Genomic DNA, 14,637 nt, shown 5'->3' with positions numbered 1-14,637 from the left:
CCAAACGATCCACCAACGGGAACTAGAGTACACCTTCAGTCCGCAGATGAATTGTTTACGCCAATATCCAATCTCCACACGAATGGAGACCATGATGGCGTACTTCAAGTATCAAAATTACGTCGACCACAGTAGTCATGCTGCGTTCGACCAGGTGCACGAGCCCGGCCAATTGACACCATACTCTGGGATTTATCGATGCGAGGGGTGCGGGGAGAACGCAGTTTCAACATATAACCATCCTTTGCCGCCGCAGAACCATCACCAGCACACGGCCAATCAAGGGCGTGTTCGTTGGCGTTTGATTGTATCGACCCACTGATGATAAAACGCCCGCGCGGGACTACCGGCGGGCTTTATACAGATTGACCGATGCGGCGAGCAGCCGCGAAGCGCCGTTCGCGCAATAACAGGACCTGACAGCACAATTACAGAACGCCCATGCGTCTCTATTACCTGACACAGCTTCAGTATGCTGAACGCATTCTGGAAGAAAAGCGATTCAAACTATCGACTGTTCCAGAAGGCAATGATCCCTTCGAGCTATTGGGGGCGAATGTAGGCGAGAGGCGCGCTCGACAGCTATATCGGATTCTGCACGGTCATCTATCAGAATCTGTTGGGATGCTGTGCACCAGCCGGACCTGGGATAGCCCTGTCATGTGGGCGCACTACGGAGACCGGCACAAGGGCGTATGCCTAGGGTTCGACGTCACCGATGCAGAAGCCTACCAAGTCAAGTACGAAGCGCGGCGTCTGAACGGTTTGCTGGAGCACATCGGTCGAGGTGAGTTGCTGAACGAGTCCCAGATGCGCACCATTTTGACGACGAAGTTTAAGGACTGGGCATACGAGCGAGAGTGGCGTTTTTTTGCTGGTCTGAACGATCGACAGTCGCAAAACGGCTTGTATTTTCTAAATTTTGAGCCTCACTTCACGCTACGTGAGGTAATCCTTGGCCACCGATGCTCTGCAAACGTCGAGCAGCTTGCCAAGCTTATCAACAGTCCCCGGAAGAGCGTCGAGCTGTTTCACGCTCGGCCCGCGTTCCAGTCGTTCCGGATTGTCAGAAAAAGGGACGCACCGTCGTTATCAATCTTGCCGTAACACAGTTCCACCGTCATTGATCGCTCTCTAAGCGCTGCTTTTTGATGTTCGATCTGTGGTCTGGAGAGGTTGTTAACAGCGATCCGGTAGGATGAAATCAAGAACGGAAATTAAACCAGTCGAAAAGCCCTACCGGACGGGCATTTCAGTGCGATGGTCGCATCGCTAGACGCTGTTAAAGCGCATGTTAATCAAACGAATTCAAAAATCCCGTAAAGCCTTGCCGGACAGGCTTCCCAGCCCGTTGTTAACATCGGAGTTAACACTTTTCAAAAACGGGATTTTTTCTGCGCGTGCGGGAACGGTCGGTCTTTCGGGATGCGAAATCGAGAACTTTACATACCCCCTGCCGTCGCGTATCAGCACGCGGACGGCGGGTGTATGTCGGCAACTCAAGGGCGTTAGCTTGCCACGCCCTCAATCACCGTGATCGCCTGCGGATAGTTCGCGATCACGTCCACACGTGCATGGCACAGAAAGGCGAGCTCGCCGGTCTTCGCATAGACCTCTCGCAGCAGCATGATATTCAGCGCCTCGCGCAGCACATATTGAACCGTCGAGAAGTTGCCGACGAACACTAGACTGCTGGCGTTGGCGTCGCCGAGGTTGACCGGCACGCCGTTGGTCGAGAGTTGACTCACACCTTTGAGCAGCGACGGCGCGTTGAGCGGCTGTCCAAGCGTGTCCACCTGACCGGCAAGGCCAACCAGCGTGCGCGGCGCCATGATCGCGGCAGTCGGCGCGGGTGCCTTGTTCTCAAGCTGCGCCCGATACGCGGCCAGTATGTCGCTGTAGGCGAACTTAGCGCCTGCCTGCTTGATCTTCTTCACCGCATCCATGCCGTACAGGCCCATCGGCTCCGGTTCGACTCCGCTACCGACCAAACCAGCGCGGTCAAACTCCAGCGCAAACGCCTGGGAGATTGCCTGCGTCACCGCGCCCGATACGTTGGTAGCATCGGCCAGCAGTTCGCGACTGATACGCACGATGCAGGCGAGAGAGCGCGGCGTCGCTACCACGCCACGGAACGTCGGTTCGCTTTCGACAATTGCGCCCAGCTCGGCGCGCCATGCGGGAGTCGGAAGTGTGTCGATGCCAACGACGGTCACGCTCTTTGCGCCGTACTCCATCGGCAGGATGCGCGCACCGGCCGCCAGCAGTGCGCTTTGATCGACCATTGCCGTGAGGATGCCGGGCATGACGATGTTCGGTACGGCATATCCGCCAGTCGAGTCCGTCCCCGCCGCCAGCGAAGCCATGACAACATCCGTCGTCTTCATTCCCGCCACACCGCGCAGGAAGTCTGCCATGTTGATACGGGGGTCTTCTCCGGCTGCCATTGCGCGCTGTTTGTAGTGCGCGGCAATCTGCACATTGCTCAGGCCGCGAGCGGCAAATATCGGCTGTTGCTCCTGTTTGGCGTGCTCCCCCTCAATGCCGCCCATCGACATAGCGACATTGCGAATGGCTAACCTGTCAAACTCCGCTTGGAATGCGTCGAGATCCGTGTTGATCTTGTCGAGTCTTTCGTCGTTCTTTTCCTTGAACGTAGCGAAGGCGGTATTGAGGCCGCTAATCGTCGCCGCGATGTCAGGGGTGCCACCTTGAGCGTAGACAGCTTGAATGCCGCGAGGAACTTGATTCGAGTTAGTTGCTTGCATGTGATGCCTTATAAAGTGAATTTAGGAATGCGGTATCGCACAGGAATACCGCCTTATGCATCGTCCTAATGTAGCGCTGACGCATACATCAGGTCGCTTTCAAAAAACTAGGAGTGCTTAGTGCGCGATGATACCAGGCCATACTCCACACACTTCCGCCGACTCGCCCGCCGCATCTACGACGCAGATAACCGTCTCCAGCACGCCGCCAGCCATCGCACAACTGCGCAACTCGACCATGCCGCCAGAATTCAGCACGAGCGAGCATCCCGCGTAGTGCTGCGGATTCTCGACGCGCAATTGATCGAACGCGGTTTGAAGCAGATTCTTCACGGCGCGCTGATACTCGGCAATGGTCTTTTCGGTTGTATTCATCGGTCAAATCTCCAAGTTTGCTTCTAGTCGTTTGCAGCCGTATCGAACGCCTTACCAACCGGTTGCAGTCCCACGAAAAAGAGAGCTGCACCATACGGGACCGGCTTCGCCTGATCTACTGACACCATCGAACGGAACGCGTTGTACAGGTCGAAATCAGCCACCGGCCACCAGCCTTTATCCAGCGCGACCTCAACTTCTTTCGGTAGTGGCATATCGGAACGTCTGACGAATCGATGCTTGTGCCGCCCGCGTCCTTGCCGTTCCTCGAATCGCTCGATCAACACGCCGTAATCGAGAAGCTGCCGAATGTGCCCGCCCGCTGCTCGGTGCGACACGCGCGCCCTCTGTGAGACCGTGGCGGTGTCCATCTCCCCACCACGCTCGATTTCTCGCAGCACCTTGAGCCGTGTTTCGTGTGTGCCCGCCGCGCCGTGTTTTCCGTACTTGCCACTCATCGGTCAGATCTCCATGAGTTTTTCGTGACGGCTTCGTGCGCCGCCGCTGCGGCGATCGTTTCCGTCAATCGTTGATTAAAGTGATGCAGGTTCGGCAACAGGTCTGCGAGCGGTCCGCGCACGGCACGCGTCAGCACGTCATCGCGGTCTTCGACTGACCAGCTCTCCATGTCCGCCAGTCGCTCAATGATTCCGACCAGTTCAGTTCGCATGCGTTGGACGTCGTCAGCGCCGAGGTAGGGTGCCCACGGCCAGAACTCTCCAACGGCGCGCTCGTCGCCTTGTAGGTAGGCGAGGATTTCGGCCTTGTGCGGCGCGAGCTTCGGGCGCAGCGCTTTCATGGCTTCCGCGTTGCCGCTTAGCTTGACCTTGTCGCCATCCAGATACAGGCGCACACCAGCGGCTTTGGCTTCGGCAAAAAGTGATTGGACGTTCACAGTTCCTCCTCCGGTTCGCTGACGTCCGATGTGGCCGAGTTTTGCGAAGGAGTCAGACTCTCCCTTATGTCCCCTTCGGGTAATTCTGGAAAATCGACCGCCCGCAAACCCTTGCCAGAGCCGAAGGGGACATGGGTTCCCGAAGAGGACAAGGTATAGAGACTGGGATTCTTCGTGTCTTCTTCGGGGCGTGTCTCCTTCGGGAGTGCCCACTCCCAACCTTCTTTCATGCCGATCTTGCGTTTCTCTACCCCGAGTTTCGACGCAGCGCGTTGCATCATCTTCCAGTTGTAACCAGCGCCGTCAGCGTCGGATTTGATTTCGCGCGTGCGCTTCGGGCCATCCGCCAGCAGGCTTTTGAGCAAATCCAGAGCCTCTTCTTGGCTGGATCGCTCGTCGTCGTCACGTTGTTCAACATCGCCCAGGATGTCGCGAGACGTACCTTCAATGCGTTCACCCCATACAACCCGACTGGCGTCGATCCCGTTCGCGTCGGCCTGTTCTAGCGTGTAGCTGATACCGCCATCATCCGGCGCGATATTGCACTTGGCGCGAGCCAGAACACGGCGCTCTTCCGTTTCATCCTGTGCGGCCACAAGCGTCATACGGGAGATCGCAACGAAAGCCTGCGAACCGATAACGCGCTCGGCGGGCGAACTTCCCTTTGTGCCCTTAGCGAAGTGGCTAATGCCGAGTACGGCGCAGCGGTGCGCGCCAGCAACGTCAACGAGAGCTTGCAGATCGCGGCGAACGTCGTTTGCCTTGTGGGAGTCTCCTGCTACGGCAGAAACGATAGGATCGACGATGAGAAGTGCAACATTCCCGATTTCGGCTATCCGTTCGGCCAGCAGAGGTACATCGCGAGCGGGGTCAAATGGCTGGATAGCGCCGCTTTCGTCCGCGCAACCGCTGATGATGTGGATATAGTTAAGGTCGGCTCCAGCAGCGATGAGGCGCGGAACGATCGTGTCGGCAGGGTTGTCTTCGCCGCTCCAGATAATCACGTGGGCTTTGCGGCTGCATGGCGTTCCGTCCGGCCACTTTCCACCGGTCGAGATTGTCGCGGCTATCGCGATGGCAATCGTTGTTTTTCCAGTGCCGGGAGAGCCCGCCAGCAGGCTAAATTTTCCCTCCGGTAGCCAATACCACCACAGCCAGCGGATCGCCTCTGGAACAATGTCCGATGCGCGCGTGAGCAACACCTTTGGGCGCTCGGACACCGGTTTATTTGGGAAAGTGGTAGCTGGAGCCTGTGCGTTGAACTCCGCGCGCGCCTTGCCTAACTCGTTCTGCGCGAGAATTTTTTTAATGAAAGATTCTTCGAGATGCTCGCTCACAGACGCCCCTCCGTTGCTAGCTGCGTCAGCCATTGCTTGGCCGAGGCGACGATGTTCTGCGTTACCCATTCGTCGTGCTCCTTCCACGCAGCGGCGCCCATAGCGATGCGGCTGCGGTCGCGCTCACGTTCGATCATCTGGCCCATGCGGGCCTTGATTTCTTGGCCCTTGCTCATGCGCCACCTGATTCGTAGTGCTTATCGTCATGTAAACGCCGAAATTCGCTGGGTGCTTTCGTGGTAGCTCCTGCCATCACCAGCAGGGCGTCCGCCAGCACGTCGAGGGCGTCGATGTAGGTGGGCGCGAGCGCGGCGGCGCGCAGCGCGCTGTTAGCGAGTTCGATAGGGGACGGCGGTTGCTCGGGACGAGCGGGGATATGGCGCAACAAGATGCGGCCTCCTCGGACAGGTTGATTAACCCGTACCCCGTCGCCAAACGGGGTGAGCGGGCGCTGAGCGGGGTTGGCGAACCGGCGTCCGAGGGAACCGGCAGACCCGAAAGTCTCCCCACCCAGGCCCGCCCATTGAAGGCGCGCGCAGGCAGACGCAAAAACAAAAGCCGCGAGTCGAGTGACGGCGCGGCTTTGTTGCGCCTCGGAACAGTTCAGGTCGCCAAACCTGATCGCCGGTTGTTTGCCAGCGACGTGAAAAGTATACGCGCGTCGGTTTACACCATGCAAGCGCATTTTTTCGAAAAGCATTACGCAGTCTCCGCGCGGTAGTCGGCGGGGGCAGCGAGCCAGCGATGCAGTTCGCGATTCGGCCAGCCAACGCAGCGCGCCGATCCAAGCCGCACACGCTTCGGGAAACGGCCCGCCATCTCGCGCTGGCGAACGGACTCATGAGACAGGGGGACGATGCGCTTCAGGTCGCTCCAGCGCGTGAAGCCGTCGAGCGGCAGCGCTTGCGGTTCGGCGTGAGGGGCGCGCGCCAGATCGACATGGTCGGCGCGTCGCGGGATGATGCCTTGCGGCGCGAGTTGCTTCTTTGCGGACATTTGAGAACCTCCGGGTTCCGTTGCAATAGCTGCATTGAAAGCGATGGAGGCACCCTCAGGGCAAGACCCAAAGGGCTCAGGGTTAGGGCTTTTTAGAACCCTTAGGGTTGCCTGAATCCCTTGTCCGGTAAGGCGTGGGAACCCTAAGGGTTATTTTTTGGCCGAAGGATTCCTGTCGAATGGGCAAGCAACCTTCTCAACCGCCTGGATCAGTGCATTGCTGTCACCGATTTGCGGAAAATTCTCGCGTATCCACGGCTGGATTTCCTCGACTGCCTTCGGCCTTGGTTTGCTCTCATCCCAGTCGACCCAAAATTGCTTTTGCACCTTCACGACAATGGGGATTAGGAATTCACCGCGCGGAGGCACAAGCTCTTTCAGGCGCTCGACCTCTTGCCACGCCTCGTCGCGCTCTCGCTCAATACCGGAAACGTCCGGCATATCGTTCGCCGCAGCTAATTTCTCGCACATCTCAGCCATTTCGGTCTGACGCAGATTCTCCAGCCGCGCGATCTCCGTCTTCAGCCGTGCGATCTCATCTAGCGCGTCGGCTTCTGGTGGTGTGCTATCGGGGGCAACAGGCGGCGTGTCGCTTGGATTCTGTAGTGTGTCAGGGCAGGGAAAATTAAGTCGCCTCAGCATCACGATAAACTCTTCACGAAACCAACCATATTCGTCCGGTCCTCCCACTGGATAAATTTGGCCTGCCCTACTAGAACTCCTGATTGACCCGCTATTTATGGTTTCCGATAGCAAATCGTCGAGCGCAGATGACTGGATATCCCCGTTTGAACGTTCCGGACCATGCTGGATGAGCACCTTTACATGACGGTGACTGCCAAGATCAATGGCCTTTAGCTCACTAGCGATAATCGCCATACTTTCGCCCGTAGCGGCGGCGAGTTTGGTTATTGCCTCGCGGTAGCTAATAAATTGGGCGAGCCGTGCCGCCCTGGTTTCCGAAAACGAACGTGGACCCTCTGCACCCATCTCGCGCCCTTACGCAAAGCCCTTGTGAAGAAGGCCGCGCCAACCCGGCAAGGGAACCGGGAATTCGGGGATCAGCCTAGGCGCGACCTGCTCAGTGTACTGGATGCTTGTACAGGGTTGTAGACGGTGGCGAAACTTCGGGTATCACCGCGCCGCATCCCATTGCGGCCTATGGATAACCGCCCAGTGGGCACGATCTGGGGGTTGTTTTGGGGGTTGTTCTCCACCACGCGAACGCATAAGGCTTACACGGCAAGGTTTTGACGGTGGAATTTCATTCCGGCCCGAGCACCAGAAAGTATTCCGGCACGTTCCGGCGAAGTACAGAAACCCGCGACAGCACAAGGCTTCGCGGGTTTTTTCTTTCCTGGGTGCTCCAGTTTGTTCCGTGGACAGCCGGTGGTATTTTCGATGGTACTGACCCGCTTACCACCAGGTTTCGCCTCGCGATACCACCGCCATGCCGCTCAGCGACACCTAGATCAGGAACAGCCGCTTCAACCCGGACGGCACCGGCAATCGCATGTCTGACGGCGGGCGCATGTACCTCCAGATCGTCCAGTCCGGCTACCGGTCCGTAGGCTGGCGCGCTAGCGATATCGATGCCTTCCTCGCCGATCCGGCGAACTACCGCGCCGCGGCTTCAAACTACACGTCAGAGGCTGCGTAATATGCGCGGAGCGATCATTTCGGGCGCCGTGGTCGTGAGTGCCGCCGCGTTCCGCCATGGCGGGCGGGGGCGCTTCGCCGACCTGGTTTCAGGCCAGTTCAGGGTGAAGCCGTAGACCAAGCGCCCGCACGACTTGAGCAACGTCGAAAAATCGGGGCTTCGCTCGCCGGAAAGTGCCTTGTAGAGGCTTTCACGCGAGAGTCCAGCGTCGCGAGCAACCTGCGCCATACCACGCGCACGGGCTACGTCGCCGAGTGCTTTGGCGATGAATGCCGCATCGTCACCCGCCTCCTCGAAGGCTGCTTCAATGTAGAGCTGCATTTCCTCTTCGTTGCGAAGGTGTTCGGCAACGTCGTATCGGGTGGTAGTGGTAGCCATCGTTTAATCCTCCAGTTCACGGGCAAGGCGAAGCGCGTGCTTGATATCGCTGTCCTGCGTGCGCGTGTCTCCACCGCACAGCAGAAGGAACCAGACGCCGCGATGCTGTGTGTAGTACACCCGGTAACCGGGGCCGTAATCGACACGCAGTTCCGAAACACCCTCGGCGACCGGCAAAGGGCGTTGGCAGCGGGTGGCATCGAGGAGCAACCACGAGCATTGAGCGGGTATCGCGGCAATGCAGCCGTTTTCCCGCGACCCGCTCATCTCCGTCGCAACGAATCCGGCTCCTCAATTATTCAGCATAACGAAACTGAAGATAAAGCCACCTGGCGCTTGCCGTGCATGAGAGACAACGCGCACAGCGCCACAGTAGCCGAGCCGGTTAGAATGCACCGGTTTGACGTCGTCCGCCGGTCTTCATGAATCTCGAAAGCATTCTCTTCTCCCAGGGTTTCGGCTCGCGTCGACAGTGCCGCGCGCTCGTCGCCGATGCGCGCGTCGCCGTCGCGGGCGTGCCCTGCACCGATCCGCTCGCGTCATTCGACACTACAGGGCTCACGTTCAGCGTCGATGGCGAGGTCTGGCCGTTTCACGAGCGCGCGTACCTCGTGCTGAACAAGCCCGCGGGCTATGAATGCTCGCGCGACCCGCAGCATCATCTGAGCGTATTTCATCTGCTGCCGGAGCAGTTCGCGACGCGCGGCGTCCAATGCGTCGGGCGGCTCGACCAGGACACGACCGGCCTGCTGCTGCTGTCCGACGATGGCCAGTTCGTCCACGCGTTCACTTCACCCAAACGCAAGGTGCCGAAGGTGTACGTCGCAACGACCCGTCACGCACTCGACGACACCCAGCTCGACGCGCTGCGCAGCGGCGTCCTCCTGCACGGCGAACGCGAGCCCATCGCGGCTGTCGCAGCCCACGCGCGCAGCGAACGCGAGCTTGAACTCACAGTGCTCGAAGGTAAGTACCACCAGGTCAAGCGCATGGTCGCGGCGGCGGGCAACCGTGTCGAAGCGCTCCATCGCGAGCGCATCGGCGGCCTTGCCTTGCCTGCGGATCTGGCACCGGGCACCTGGCAATGGCTCGACGCGGCCCAGATCGACGCACTGCGTACCACCTAAGAAGCGGATGAAAAGCGACTGAGAAGCGGATAAGAAACGGGCGAGAAGCGGCTGAAAAGCAGCTAAGCCCTTGCGCACTGCACCCCGCCGCCGCACCGTGAAGTGCGGCACCATCACGCACGGACGGCGGTCATCTACACCGCGCTGCAGCATGCCCTTCCTGACGTTCCGCCCTATACTCATTTAAACAATGATTACAAGCGATGCAAGGAGGGGCGGCATGATCATTAACGGCACATTCCAAATCCCCGCTCTGTTGATGGCGTTTGTAGCGTTCGGGATGGTCTTGATTGGCGCTCTGGCCGCTTCGATGTATTGGCGGCATCAATATCAGCCGAACCTGATCGGTGCCCTCATCGGCGCCTTGCTCTGCTTCCTCCTGCTCGAGGCGCTGCCGGCAATCACGTGAACGGCACGCTTGCGCCATGCCGCCGCGCCCACTCTCACGGGTGCGGTGGCAGCGTGCGCAGAAAGTCGTCGACAGTCCGATAGCGCAGCCGCATTCGCAACTCACGCTTGAGCCGGTCATTCGCAAGCCGGCGCGATTCCCTCATGAACGAAAGCAGCACCGGATCGAGCCTTTGCTCGGCCTCGGCGCGGCTCACGCGCGGCGCGCGCGCCACACCGAAGGTGTCCGCGACGCGATCGAACCACGCTCCCATCTTCAGCTCGCTGTCGTCGCACGCGTGAATCACGCGCGATGCCCGCCCATGCGTCGCAAGACGCACCATGATCGCGGCGAGATCGTCGGCGTGGATATGGCTCGTGTAGACGTCGTCGCTTTCGACGAGCGCGGGCGTGCCCTTCGCAAGCCGCGCAAGCGGCAGGCGATTGGCCGCATAAATGCCCGGAATACGCGCGATCGTGGCAACGAGCGCGCCGCGCGCGGTCGCCCGGCGCAGCAGCCGCTCAGCCGCCACGCGACGCTTCGCGCGCGCGTTGGCAGGCCGCACCGGGCGCGTTTCGTCGATTCGCGCGCCCTGGCAATCGCCATACACGCCCGTCGTACTCGCGTAAACGAGCCGTGGCCGGCCAGCGTGAAGAGGCACACGTCTGGCAGGGTGCTCAGATACAATATGCCTCGCCTTGCCGCGTCCCGGCACGCGCGTCACGCATGCGCTGGAGGGTACGAACAACGCGGCGGATGTGGACGTGCGTGCCTTCAGGACCGTGCCGTGCGGCCTTGCCGCCCCGTGCAGCCCCGGCCGCAGCATCATCGCCGCATCGGCGCGCAGCGGGCGCCGGCCTGTACTGGCCGGTCGCGCCACCGAGCGGCGGCGTGCGCTCAGCGCTGCAATCAGCCGGCGCGTGCGCATGTCGTCTTCGCCGGACGTTTCGGGCGGCGCGAGATGCAGCACCACGGGCGCAAGCCCCGCGAGGCGCGCAAGACTCGCACGCACGTCGAGGTCGCCGAGCACCGGTATCGTGCCCGCCTCGCGCAACCGCGCGACGCGCGCAGGCTGGCTCGTGAGCGCGAACACGCGCGGGGAATGCAACAGCGCCGCACAGCGCAAGCCGACGTCGCCGCAACCGACGATCAGGATGCGCGCTCGGCGCAAGGTTCGTGTAGCAATCATGGTGGACCCATTTTAAGCCGTCGGCGCAGGCAGGCGGCGGCCCTCAGGAATCCAGGACTCACCCTTTACTCGAATATGGCTTTCAACGTAACGCTCAAGCAAAGCGGCCGACAATTCCAGGTCGAGCCGGACGAACCCGTTCTCAACGCCGCCCTGCGCCAGGGCATCGGTCTGCCGTACGGCTGCAAGAACGGCGCGTGCGGCTCGTGCAAGGGCTCGGTCGTCAACGGCGAAATCGAACAAGGCGCGCACGCCGCATCGGCGCTTTCGAACGACGAGAAGACGCGCGGCATGGCCCTCTTCTGCTGCGCAACCGCGCAGTCGGACCTCGAAATCGATATCCGCGAAGTGGCGGGCGTCCGCGACGTGCAGGTGCGCAAGCTGCCCACGCGGATCGCCGATATCGAGCACAAGGCCGACGACGTCATTGTCCTGAAGCTGCAACTGCCCGCGAACGAGCGTCTGCAGTACCTCGCGGGCCAGTACCTCGAATTCATTCTCAAGGACGGCACGCGCCGCAGCTACTCGATGGCGAGCGCACCGCACGAGGAGGGCCCGCTCGAACTGCACATCCGCCACATGCCGGGCGGCGCGTTCACCGACCACGTTTTCACGCAGTTGAAGGTGCGCGACATCCTGCGCTTCGAAGCGCCGCTCGGCACGTTCTTCCTGCGCGAAGACTCGGACAAGCCGATCGTGCTGCTCGCCTCCGGCACCGGCTTCGCACCGATCAAGGCGATCGTCGAGCACGCGATCCACCAGAAGCTGGAGCGTCCGATGACGCTCTATTGGGGCGCGCGCGAGAAGAAGGATCTGTACCTGATGGATCTCGCCGAACAGTGGGCGAAGGACATTCCGAACTTCCGCTTCGTGCCGGTGCTCTCCGAGCCCGCGGCCAACGACGCATGGACCGGCCGCACGGGTTTCGTGCACCGCGCAGTGATCGACGATCTGCCGGATCTGTCCGGCTATCAGGTCTACGCGTGCGGCGCGCCCGTCATGGTCGAATCGGCGCAGCGCGACTTCTCGCAGCACCACGGCCTGCCGGAAAACGAATTCTTCGCGGATTCGTTCACGAGCGCCGCGGACCTCGCCAATCCGGTCTGAAGCTCGCCTGTAGCCCGATTTGCGCGGCGGCCGTCACGAATATTTCTTCGGCCGCCCGCAAATTGACGGTTTACAGCGCCGTCGCGCTTATCGTATTCTTGCGCCCATGAACCACATCCAGTCCGCTCTGCGACGTCGACGCTCGCCCCCTTCGCTGGGTCTGGCTTGATCGCGGACGCGCGTCTTACCTTCACGCGCATGTAGTTCGAATCGCAAAAGCCACGCTCAGCCGTGGCTTTTCGTTTTTTCTCGCCGCTTCGCCGCGGCTGCCTTCCCAACCCTGTTTCCTGTCCTGAGCGCGGAGCCCGCTGCCATGAATTTTTCCGAGTACCCGATCGAGTCGCTGATGTACATCACCAACCGGCCCGAAATCGTCTTCACGCACGGCAAGGGGTCGTGGCTCTACGACAACGAAGGCAAGCGCTATCTCGACTTTATTCAGGGCTGGGCCGTCAATAGCCTCGGGCATTGCAACGAAGGCATGATCGAAGCGCTCGACAAGCAGTCGCGCCTGCTCATCAATCCGTCGCCCGCGTTCTACAACGCGCCGATGGCGCAGCTCGCGGGCCTGCTCACCGAACACAGCTGCTTCGACAAGGTGTTCTTCGCCAATAGCGGCGCGGAAGCCAACGAAGGCGCGATCAAGCTCGCGCGCAAGTGGGGCAAGAAGTATCGCGACGGCGCGTACGAAGTCATCACGTTCGATCACAGCTTCCACGGCCGCACGATCGCGATGATGTCGGCGAGCGGCAAGGCCGGCTGGGACACGATCTACGCGCCGCAGGTGCCGGGTTTCCCGAAGGCAGACCTGAACGACATCGCATCGGTCGAAAAGCTCGTCACGCGCAAGACCGTCGCCGTGATGCTCGAACCGATCCAGGGCGAAGGCGGCGTGATCCCCGCAACGCGCGAATTCATGCAGCAACTGCGCGCGCTCACGAAAAAGCACGGCATCCTGCTGATCGTCGACGAAGTGCAAAGCGGCTGCGGCCGCGCGGGCACGCTGTTCGCCCATGAACTCTCGGACATCGAGCCGGACATCATGACGCTCGGCAAGGGCATCGGCGGCGGCGTGCCGCTCGCGGCGCTGCTCGCGAAGAACGACGCCTGCGTATTCGAAGCCGGCGATCAGGGCGGCACCTACAACGGCAATCCGCTGATGACGGCCGTCGGCTATTCGGTGATCTCGCAACTGGTTGCGCCCGGTTTCCTCGAAGGCGTGCGCGCACGCGGCCAATATCTGCGCGAGAAACTGCTCGAACTTTCGGCGGAGCGCGGCTTTGAAGGCGAGCGCGGCGAAGGGCTGCTGCGCGCGCTGCTGCTCGGCAAGGATATCGGAGCGCAGATCGTCGAAAAGGCGCGCGTCATGCAACCGGACGGACTGCTGCTCAACGCCGCGCGCCCGAATCTGCTGCGCTTCATGCCCGCGCTCAACGTGACGAACGAAGAGATCGACCAGATGATGGCGATGCTGCGCTCGGTGCTGGACTCGCTGTAAGTCAGGGAGGCCGCGCGCGATGACCGTCACGATTCGCCCCTTCGCACCCGGCGATACCGAGGCGGTGATCGGCCTCTGGATGCAGGCGTTTCCCGAGTATCGGGACACGAGCCAGCCTCACCGCAACCCGCGCCTGTCGATCGAGAACAAGCTCGGCACGCAGCCGGAACTGTTCTTCGTCGCCACGCGCGGCGAGGGCAACGATAGCGGCGAAGGTGACGAAAACGGCACGATCGTCGGCACGGTCATGGCGGGTTACGACGGCCATCGCGGCTGGCTGTACTCGCTCGCCGTCGATCCCGGCGCGCGGCGGCTCGGCATCGGCACGCGGCTCGTGCAGCACGCCGAAGCCGCGCTGCTCGCGCGCGGCTGCCCGAAGCTCAACCTGCAGGTGTTGCACGACAAGGCCGAGGTGCTCGCGTTCTATGCGTCGCTCGGCTATCGCACCGATGCCGTCGTGAGTCTCGGCAAGCGGCTGGAACCCTGAGGCGCCGACGCCCACCGACGCATAGCGCACGCACCGCGCACCGATGAAAAAAACCGCATGGGCGCGAGGCCCATGCGGCTTTTCATTTACTGCGTCGAGCGATGCGTTATTCGCCCACTCATTCACCCAGATACGCGGCACGCACCTTCGGATCGTCGAGCATCTGCTTCGCATCGCCTTCCATCGTGACGAGGCCCGAATCCATCACGTAGCCGCGGTGCGCCGCCTGCAGCGCGAGTCGCGCGTTCTGCTCGACGAGCAGCACCGTGATGCCCTCCTGCGAGATCGTGCGCACGACTTCGAAGATCTTCTCGACCATGATCGGCGAGAGGCCCATCGACGGTTCGTCGAGCAACAACAGCTTCGGCTTCGAGATGATCGCGCGCGCCATCGCCAGCATCTGCTGCTCGCCGCCCGAGAGCGTGCCCGCAA

General features: G+C 61.0%; 19 protein-coding genes and 1 pseudogene. 7 read left to right on the top strand and 13 right to left on the bottom strand.

Features of this window, described 5'->3' with window-relative positions; all coding sequences use genetic code 11:
- Positions 1-441: 441 nt before the first annotated feature.
- Positions 442-1,107, top strand: coding sequence for a DUF2971 domain-containing protein (locus ACFPTO_RS05945; RefSeq protein ID WP_377710127.1), 666 nt, complete (start codon positions 442-444; stop codon positions 1,105-1,107).
- A gap of 401 nt (positions 1,108-1,508) precedes the next feature.
- Here the strand turns inward: ACFPTO_RS05945 and ACFPTO_RS05940 are convergent, their stop codons facing one another.
- From ACFPTO_RS05940 to ACFPTO_RS05900, 9 genes are all read right to left on the bottom strand, one after another.
- Entirely contained in the window at positions 1,509-2,768 is a 1,260-nt protein-coding gene (locus ACFPTO_RS05940) for a phage major capsid protein (RefSeq protein WP_377710126.1), read from the bottom strand.
- Between the two features lie 117 nt (positions 2,769-2,885).
- Positions 2,886-3,143 carry a hypothetical protein gene (locus ACFPTO_RS05935; RefSeq protein ID WP_377710125.1) on the bottom strand — a complete coding sequence of 86 codons (258 nt, stop codon included), beginning with the start codon at positions 3,141-3,143 and terminating at the stop codon, positions 2,886-2,888.
- A gap of 23 nt (positions 3,144-3,166) precedes the next feature.
- Positions 3,167-3,601: a winged helix-turn-helix domain-containing protein gene (locus tag ACFPTO_RS05930; RefSeq protein WP_377710123.1), complete on the bottom strand. Its 435-nt coding sequence runs from the start codon at positions 3,599-3,601 to the stop codon at positions 3,167-3,169.
- Positions 3,598-4,038, bottom strand: coding sequence for a TubC N-terminal docking domain-related protein (locus ACFPTO_RS05925; RefSeq protein ID WP_377710122.1), 441 nt, complete (start codon positions 4,036-4,038; stop codon positions 3,598-3,600). The genes ACFPTO_RS05930 and ACFPTO_RS05925 overlap by 4 nt, the downstream gene beginning before the upstream one ends.
- Entirely contained in the window at positions 4,035-5,375 is a 1,341-nt protein-coding gene (locus tag ACFPTO_RS05920) for an AAA family ATPase (protein WP_377710120.1), read from the bottom strand. The genes ACFPTO_RS05925 and ACFPTO_RS05920 overlap by 4 nt, the downstream gene beginning before the upstream one ends.
- Complete coding sequence (locus ACFPTO_RS05915) at positions 5,372-5,551, bottom strand: hypothetical protein (protein WP_377710119.1); 180 nt, start codon at positions 5,549-5,551, stop codon at positions 5,372-5,374. Before ACFPTO_RS05915 ends, ACFPTO_RS05920 begins: the two co-directional genes overlap by 4 nt.
- Positions 5,548-6,075, bottom strand: a complete 528-nt coding sequence (locus tag ACFPTO_RS05910) for a hypothetical protein (RefSeq protein WP_377710118.1) — start codon at positions 6,073-6,075, stop codon at positions 5,548-5,550. Before ACFPTO_RS05910 ends, ACFPTO_RS05915 begins: the two co-directional genes overlap by 4 nt.
- Entirely contained in the window at positions 6,075-6,371 is a 297-nt protein-coding gene (locus tag ACFPTO_RS05905; RefSeq protein WP_377710117.1) for a helix-turn-helix transcriptional regulator, read from the bottom strand. The genes ACFPTO_RS05910 and ACFPTO_RS05905 overlap by 1 nt, the downstream gene beginning before the upstream one ends.
- Positions 6,372-6,521: 150 nt before the next feature.
- Complete coding sequence (locus ACFPTO_RS05900) at positions 6,522-7,250, bottom strand: hypothetical protein (protein WP_377710116.1); 729 nt, start codon at positions 7,248-7,250, stop codon at positions 6,522-6,524.
- A gap of 652 nt (positions 7,251-7,902) precedes the next feature.
- Between ACFPTO_RS05900 and ACFPTO_RS05895 the strand changes: the two genes are divergently transcribed.
- Positions 7,903-8,031 (top strand): hypothetical protein, encoded by a 129-nt coding sequence (locus ACFPTO_RS05895; RefSeq protein ID WP_377710114.1) that lies wholly within the window; start codon positions 7,903-7,905, stop codon positions 8,029-8,031.
- An 88-nt stretch (positions 8,032-8,119) separates the two neighbouring features.
- Here the strand turns inward: ACFPTO_RS05895 and ACFPTO_RS05890 are convergent.
- Positions 8,120-8,409, bottom strand: a pseudogene (locus ACFPTO_RS05890) (addiction module antidote protein).
- A gap of 3 nt (positions 8,410-8,412) precedes the next feature.
- Positions 8,413-8,676, bottom strand: coding sequence for a type II toxin-antitoxin system RelE/ParE family toxin (locus tag ACFPTO_RS05885; protein WP_377710112.1), 264 nt, complete (start codon positions 8,674-8,676; stop codon positions 8,413-8,415).
- A gap of 155 nt (positions 8,677-8,831) precedes the next feature.
- On the opposite strand from ACFPTO_RS05885, the gene ACFPTO_RS05880 reads away from it, so the two are divergent.
- Positions 8,832-9,536, top strand: a complete 705-nt coding sequence (locus ACFPTO_RS05880; RefSeq protein ID WP_377710111.1) for a pseudouridine synthase — start codon at positions 8,832-8,834, stop codon at positions 9,534-9,536.
- Positions 9,537-9,756: 220 nt separating this feature from the next.
- Complete coding sequence (locus ACFPTO_RS05875) at positions 9,757-9,945, top strand: hypothetical protein (RefSeq protein WP_377710109.1); 189 nt, start codon at positions 9,757-9,759, stop codon at positions 9,943-9,945.
- Between the two features lie 34 nt (positions 9,946-9,979).
- Here ACFPTO_RS05875 and ACFPTO_RS05870 read toward each other — a convergent pair whose 3' ends face one another.
- Positions 9,980-11,113: an NAD-dependent epimerase/dehydratase family protein gene (locus ACFPTO_RS05870; RefSeq protein ID WP_377710107.1), complete on the bottom strand. Its 1,134-nt coding sequence runs from the start codon at positions 11,111-11,113 to the stop codon at positions 9,980-9,982.
- A 75-nt stretch (positions 11,114-11,188) separates the two neighbouring features.
- Here ACFPTO_RS05870 and ACFPTO_RS05865 point away from each other — a divergent pair, with 75 nt between their 5' ends.
- From ACFPTO_RS05865 to ACFPTO_RS05855, 3 genes are all read left to right on the top strand, one after another.
- Positions 11,189-12,220 carry a CDP-6-deoxy-delta-3,4-glucoseen reductase gene (locus tag ACFPTO_RS05865; protein WP_377710106.1) on the top strand — a complete coding sequence of 344 codons (1,032 nt, stop codon included), beginning with the start codon at positions 11,189-11,191 and terminating at the stop codon, positions 12,218-12,220.
- A 313-nt stretch (positions 12,221-12,533) separates the two neighbouring features.
- The gene (locus tag ACFPTO_RS05860; RefSeq protein WP_377710104.1) at positions 12,534-13,718 is read left to right on the top strand and encodes an acetylornithine transaminase; all 1,185 of its coding nucleotides are present in this window, start codon (positions 12,534-12,536) and stop codon (positions 13,716-13,718) included.
- A gap of 19 nt (positions 13,719-13,737) precedes the next feature.
- A complete protein-coding gene (locus ACFPTO_RS05855) occupies positions 13,738-14,205 on the top strand; it encodes a GNAT family acetyltransferase (RefSeq protein ID WP_377710103.1) in 468 nt (155 codons plus the stop codon).
- A gap of 118 nt (positions 14,206-14,323) precedes the next feature.
- On the opposite strand, the gene ACFPTO_RS05850 is transcribed toward ACFPTO_RS05855, so the two are convergent.
- Positions 14,324-14,637: ATP-binding cassette domain-containing protein (locus tag ACFPTO_RS05850; protein WP_377709962.1), on the bottom strand; the 314-nt coding region annotated here is incomplete at its 5' end.

Origin of the sequence: Paraburkholderia denitrificans, assembly GCF_042655705.1 — a bacterium.
Classification (GTDB): Bacteria; Pseudomonadota; Gammaproteobacteria; order Burkholderiales; family Burkholderiaceae; genus Paraburkholderia; species Paraburkholderia denitrificans.
Note: the sequence above shows the minus strand (reverse complement) of the source record. Positions and strands in the feature narration are given on the sequence as shown.

Coding starts and splice junctions, on each gene's coding strand:
- ACFPTO_RS05915 (WP_377710119.1), bottom strand. CDS start 5,551: ATGAGCAAGGGCCAAGAAATCAAGGCCCGCATGGGCCAGATGATCGAA.
- ACFPTO_RS05875 (WP_377710109.1), top strand. CDS start 9,757: ATGATCATTAACGGCACATTCCAAATCCCCGCTCTGTTGATGGCGTTT.
- ACFPTO_RS05855 (WP_377710103.1), top strand. CDS start 13,738: ATGACCGTCACGATTCGCCCCTTCGCACCCGGCGATACCGAGGCGGTG.
- ACFPTO_RS05910 (WP_377710118.1), bottom strand. CDS start 6,075: ATGCTTTTCGAAAAAATGCGCTTGCATGGTGTAAACCGACGCGCGTAT.
- ACFPTO_RS05895 (WP_377710114.1), top strand. CDS start 7,903: ATGTACCTCCAGATCGTCCAGTCCGGCTACCGGTCCGTAGGCTGGCGC.
- ACFPTO_RS05935 (WP_377710125.1), bottom strand. CDS start 3,143: ATGAATACAACCGAAAAGACCATTGCCGAGTATCAGCGCGCCGTGAAG.
- ACFPTO_RS05885 (WP_377710112.1), bottom strand. CDS start 8,676: ATGAGCGGGTCGCGGGAAAACGGCTGCATTGCCGCGATACCCGCTCAA.
- ACFPTO_RS05945 (WP_377710127.1), top strand. CDS start 442: ATGCGTCTCTATTACCTGACACAGCTTCAGTATGCTGAACGCATTCTG.
- ACFPTO_RS05905 (WP_377710117.1), bottom strand. CDS start 6,371: ATGTCCGCAAAGAAGCAACTCGCGCCGCAAGGCATCATCCCGCGACGC.
- ACFPTO_RS05860 (WP_377710104.1), top strand. CDS start 12,534: ATGAATTTTTCCGAGTACCCGATCGAGTCGCTGATGTACATCACCAAC.
- ACFPTO_RS05940 (WP_377710126.1), bottom strand. CDS start 2,768: ATGCAAGCAACTAACTCGAATCAAGTTCCTCGCGGCATTCAAGCTGTC.
- ACFPTO_RS05930 (WP_377710123.1), bottom strand. CDS start 3,601: ATGAGTGGCAAGTACGGAAAACACGGCGCGGCGGGCACACACGAAACA.
- ACFPTO_RS05880 (WP_377710111.1), top strand. CDS start 8,832: ATGAATCTCGAAAGCATTCTCTTCTCCCAGGGTTTCGGCTCGCGTCGA.
- ACFPTO_RS05865 (WP_377710106.1), top strand. CDS start 11,189: ATGGCTTTCAACGTAACGCTCAAGCAAAGCGGCCGACAATTCCAGGTC.
- ACFPTO_RS05900 (WP_377710116.1), bottom strand. CDS start 7,250: ATGGCGATTATCGCTAGTGAGCTAAAGGCCATTGATCTTGGCAGTCAC.
- ACFPTO_RS05870 (WP_377710107.1), bottom strand. CDS start 11,113: ATGATTGCTACACGAACCTTGCGCCGAGCGCGCATCCTGATCGTCGGT.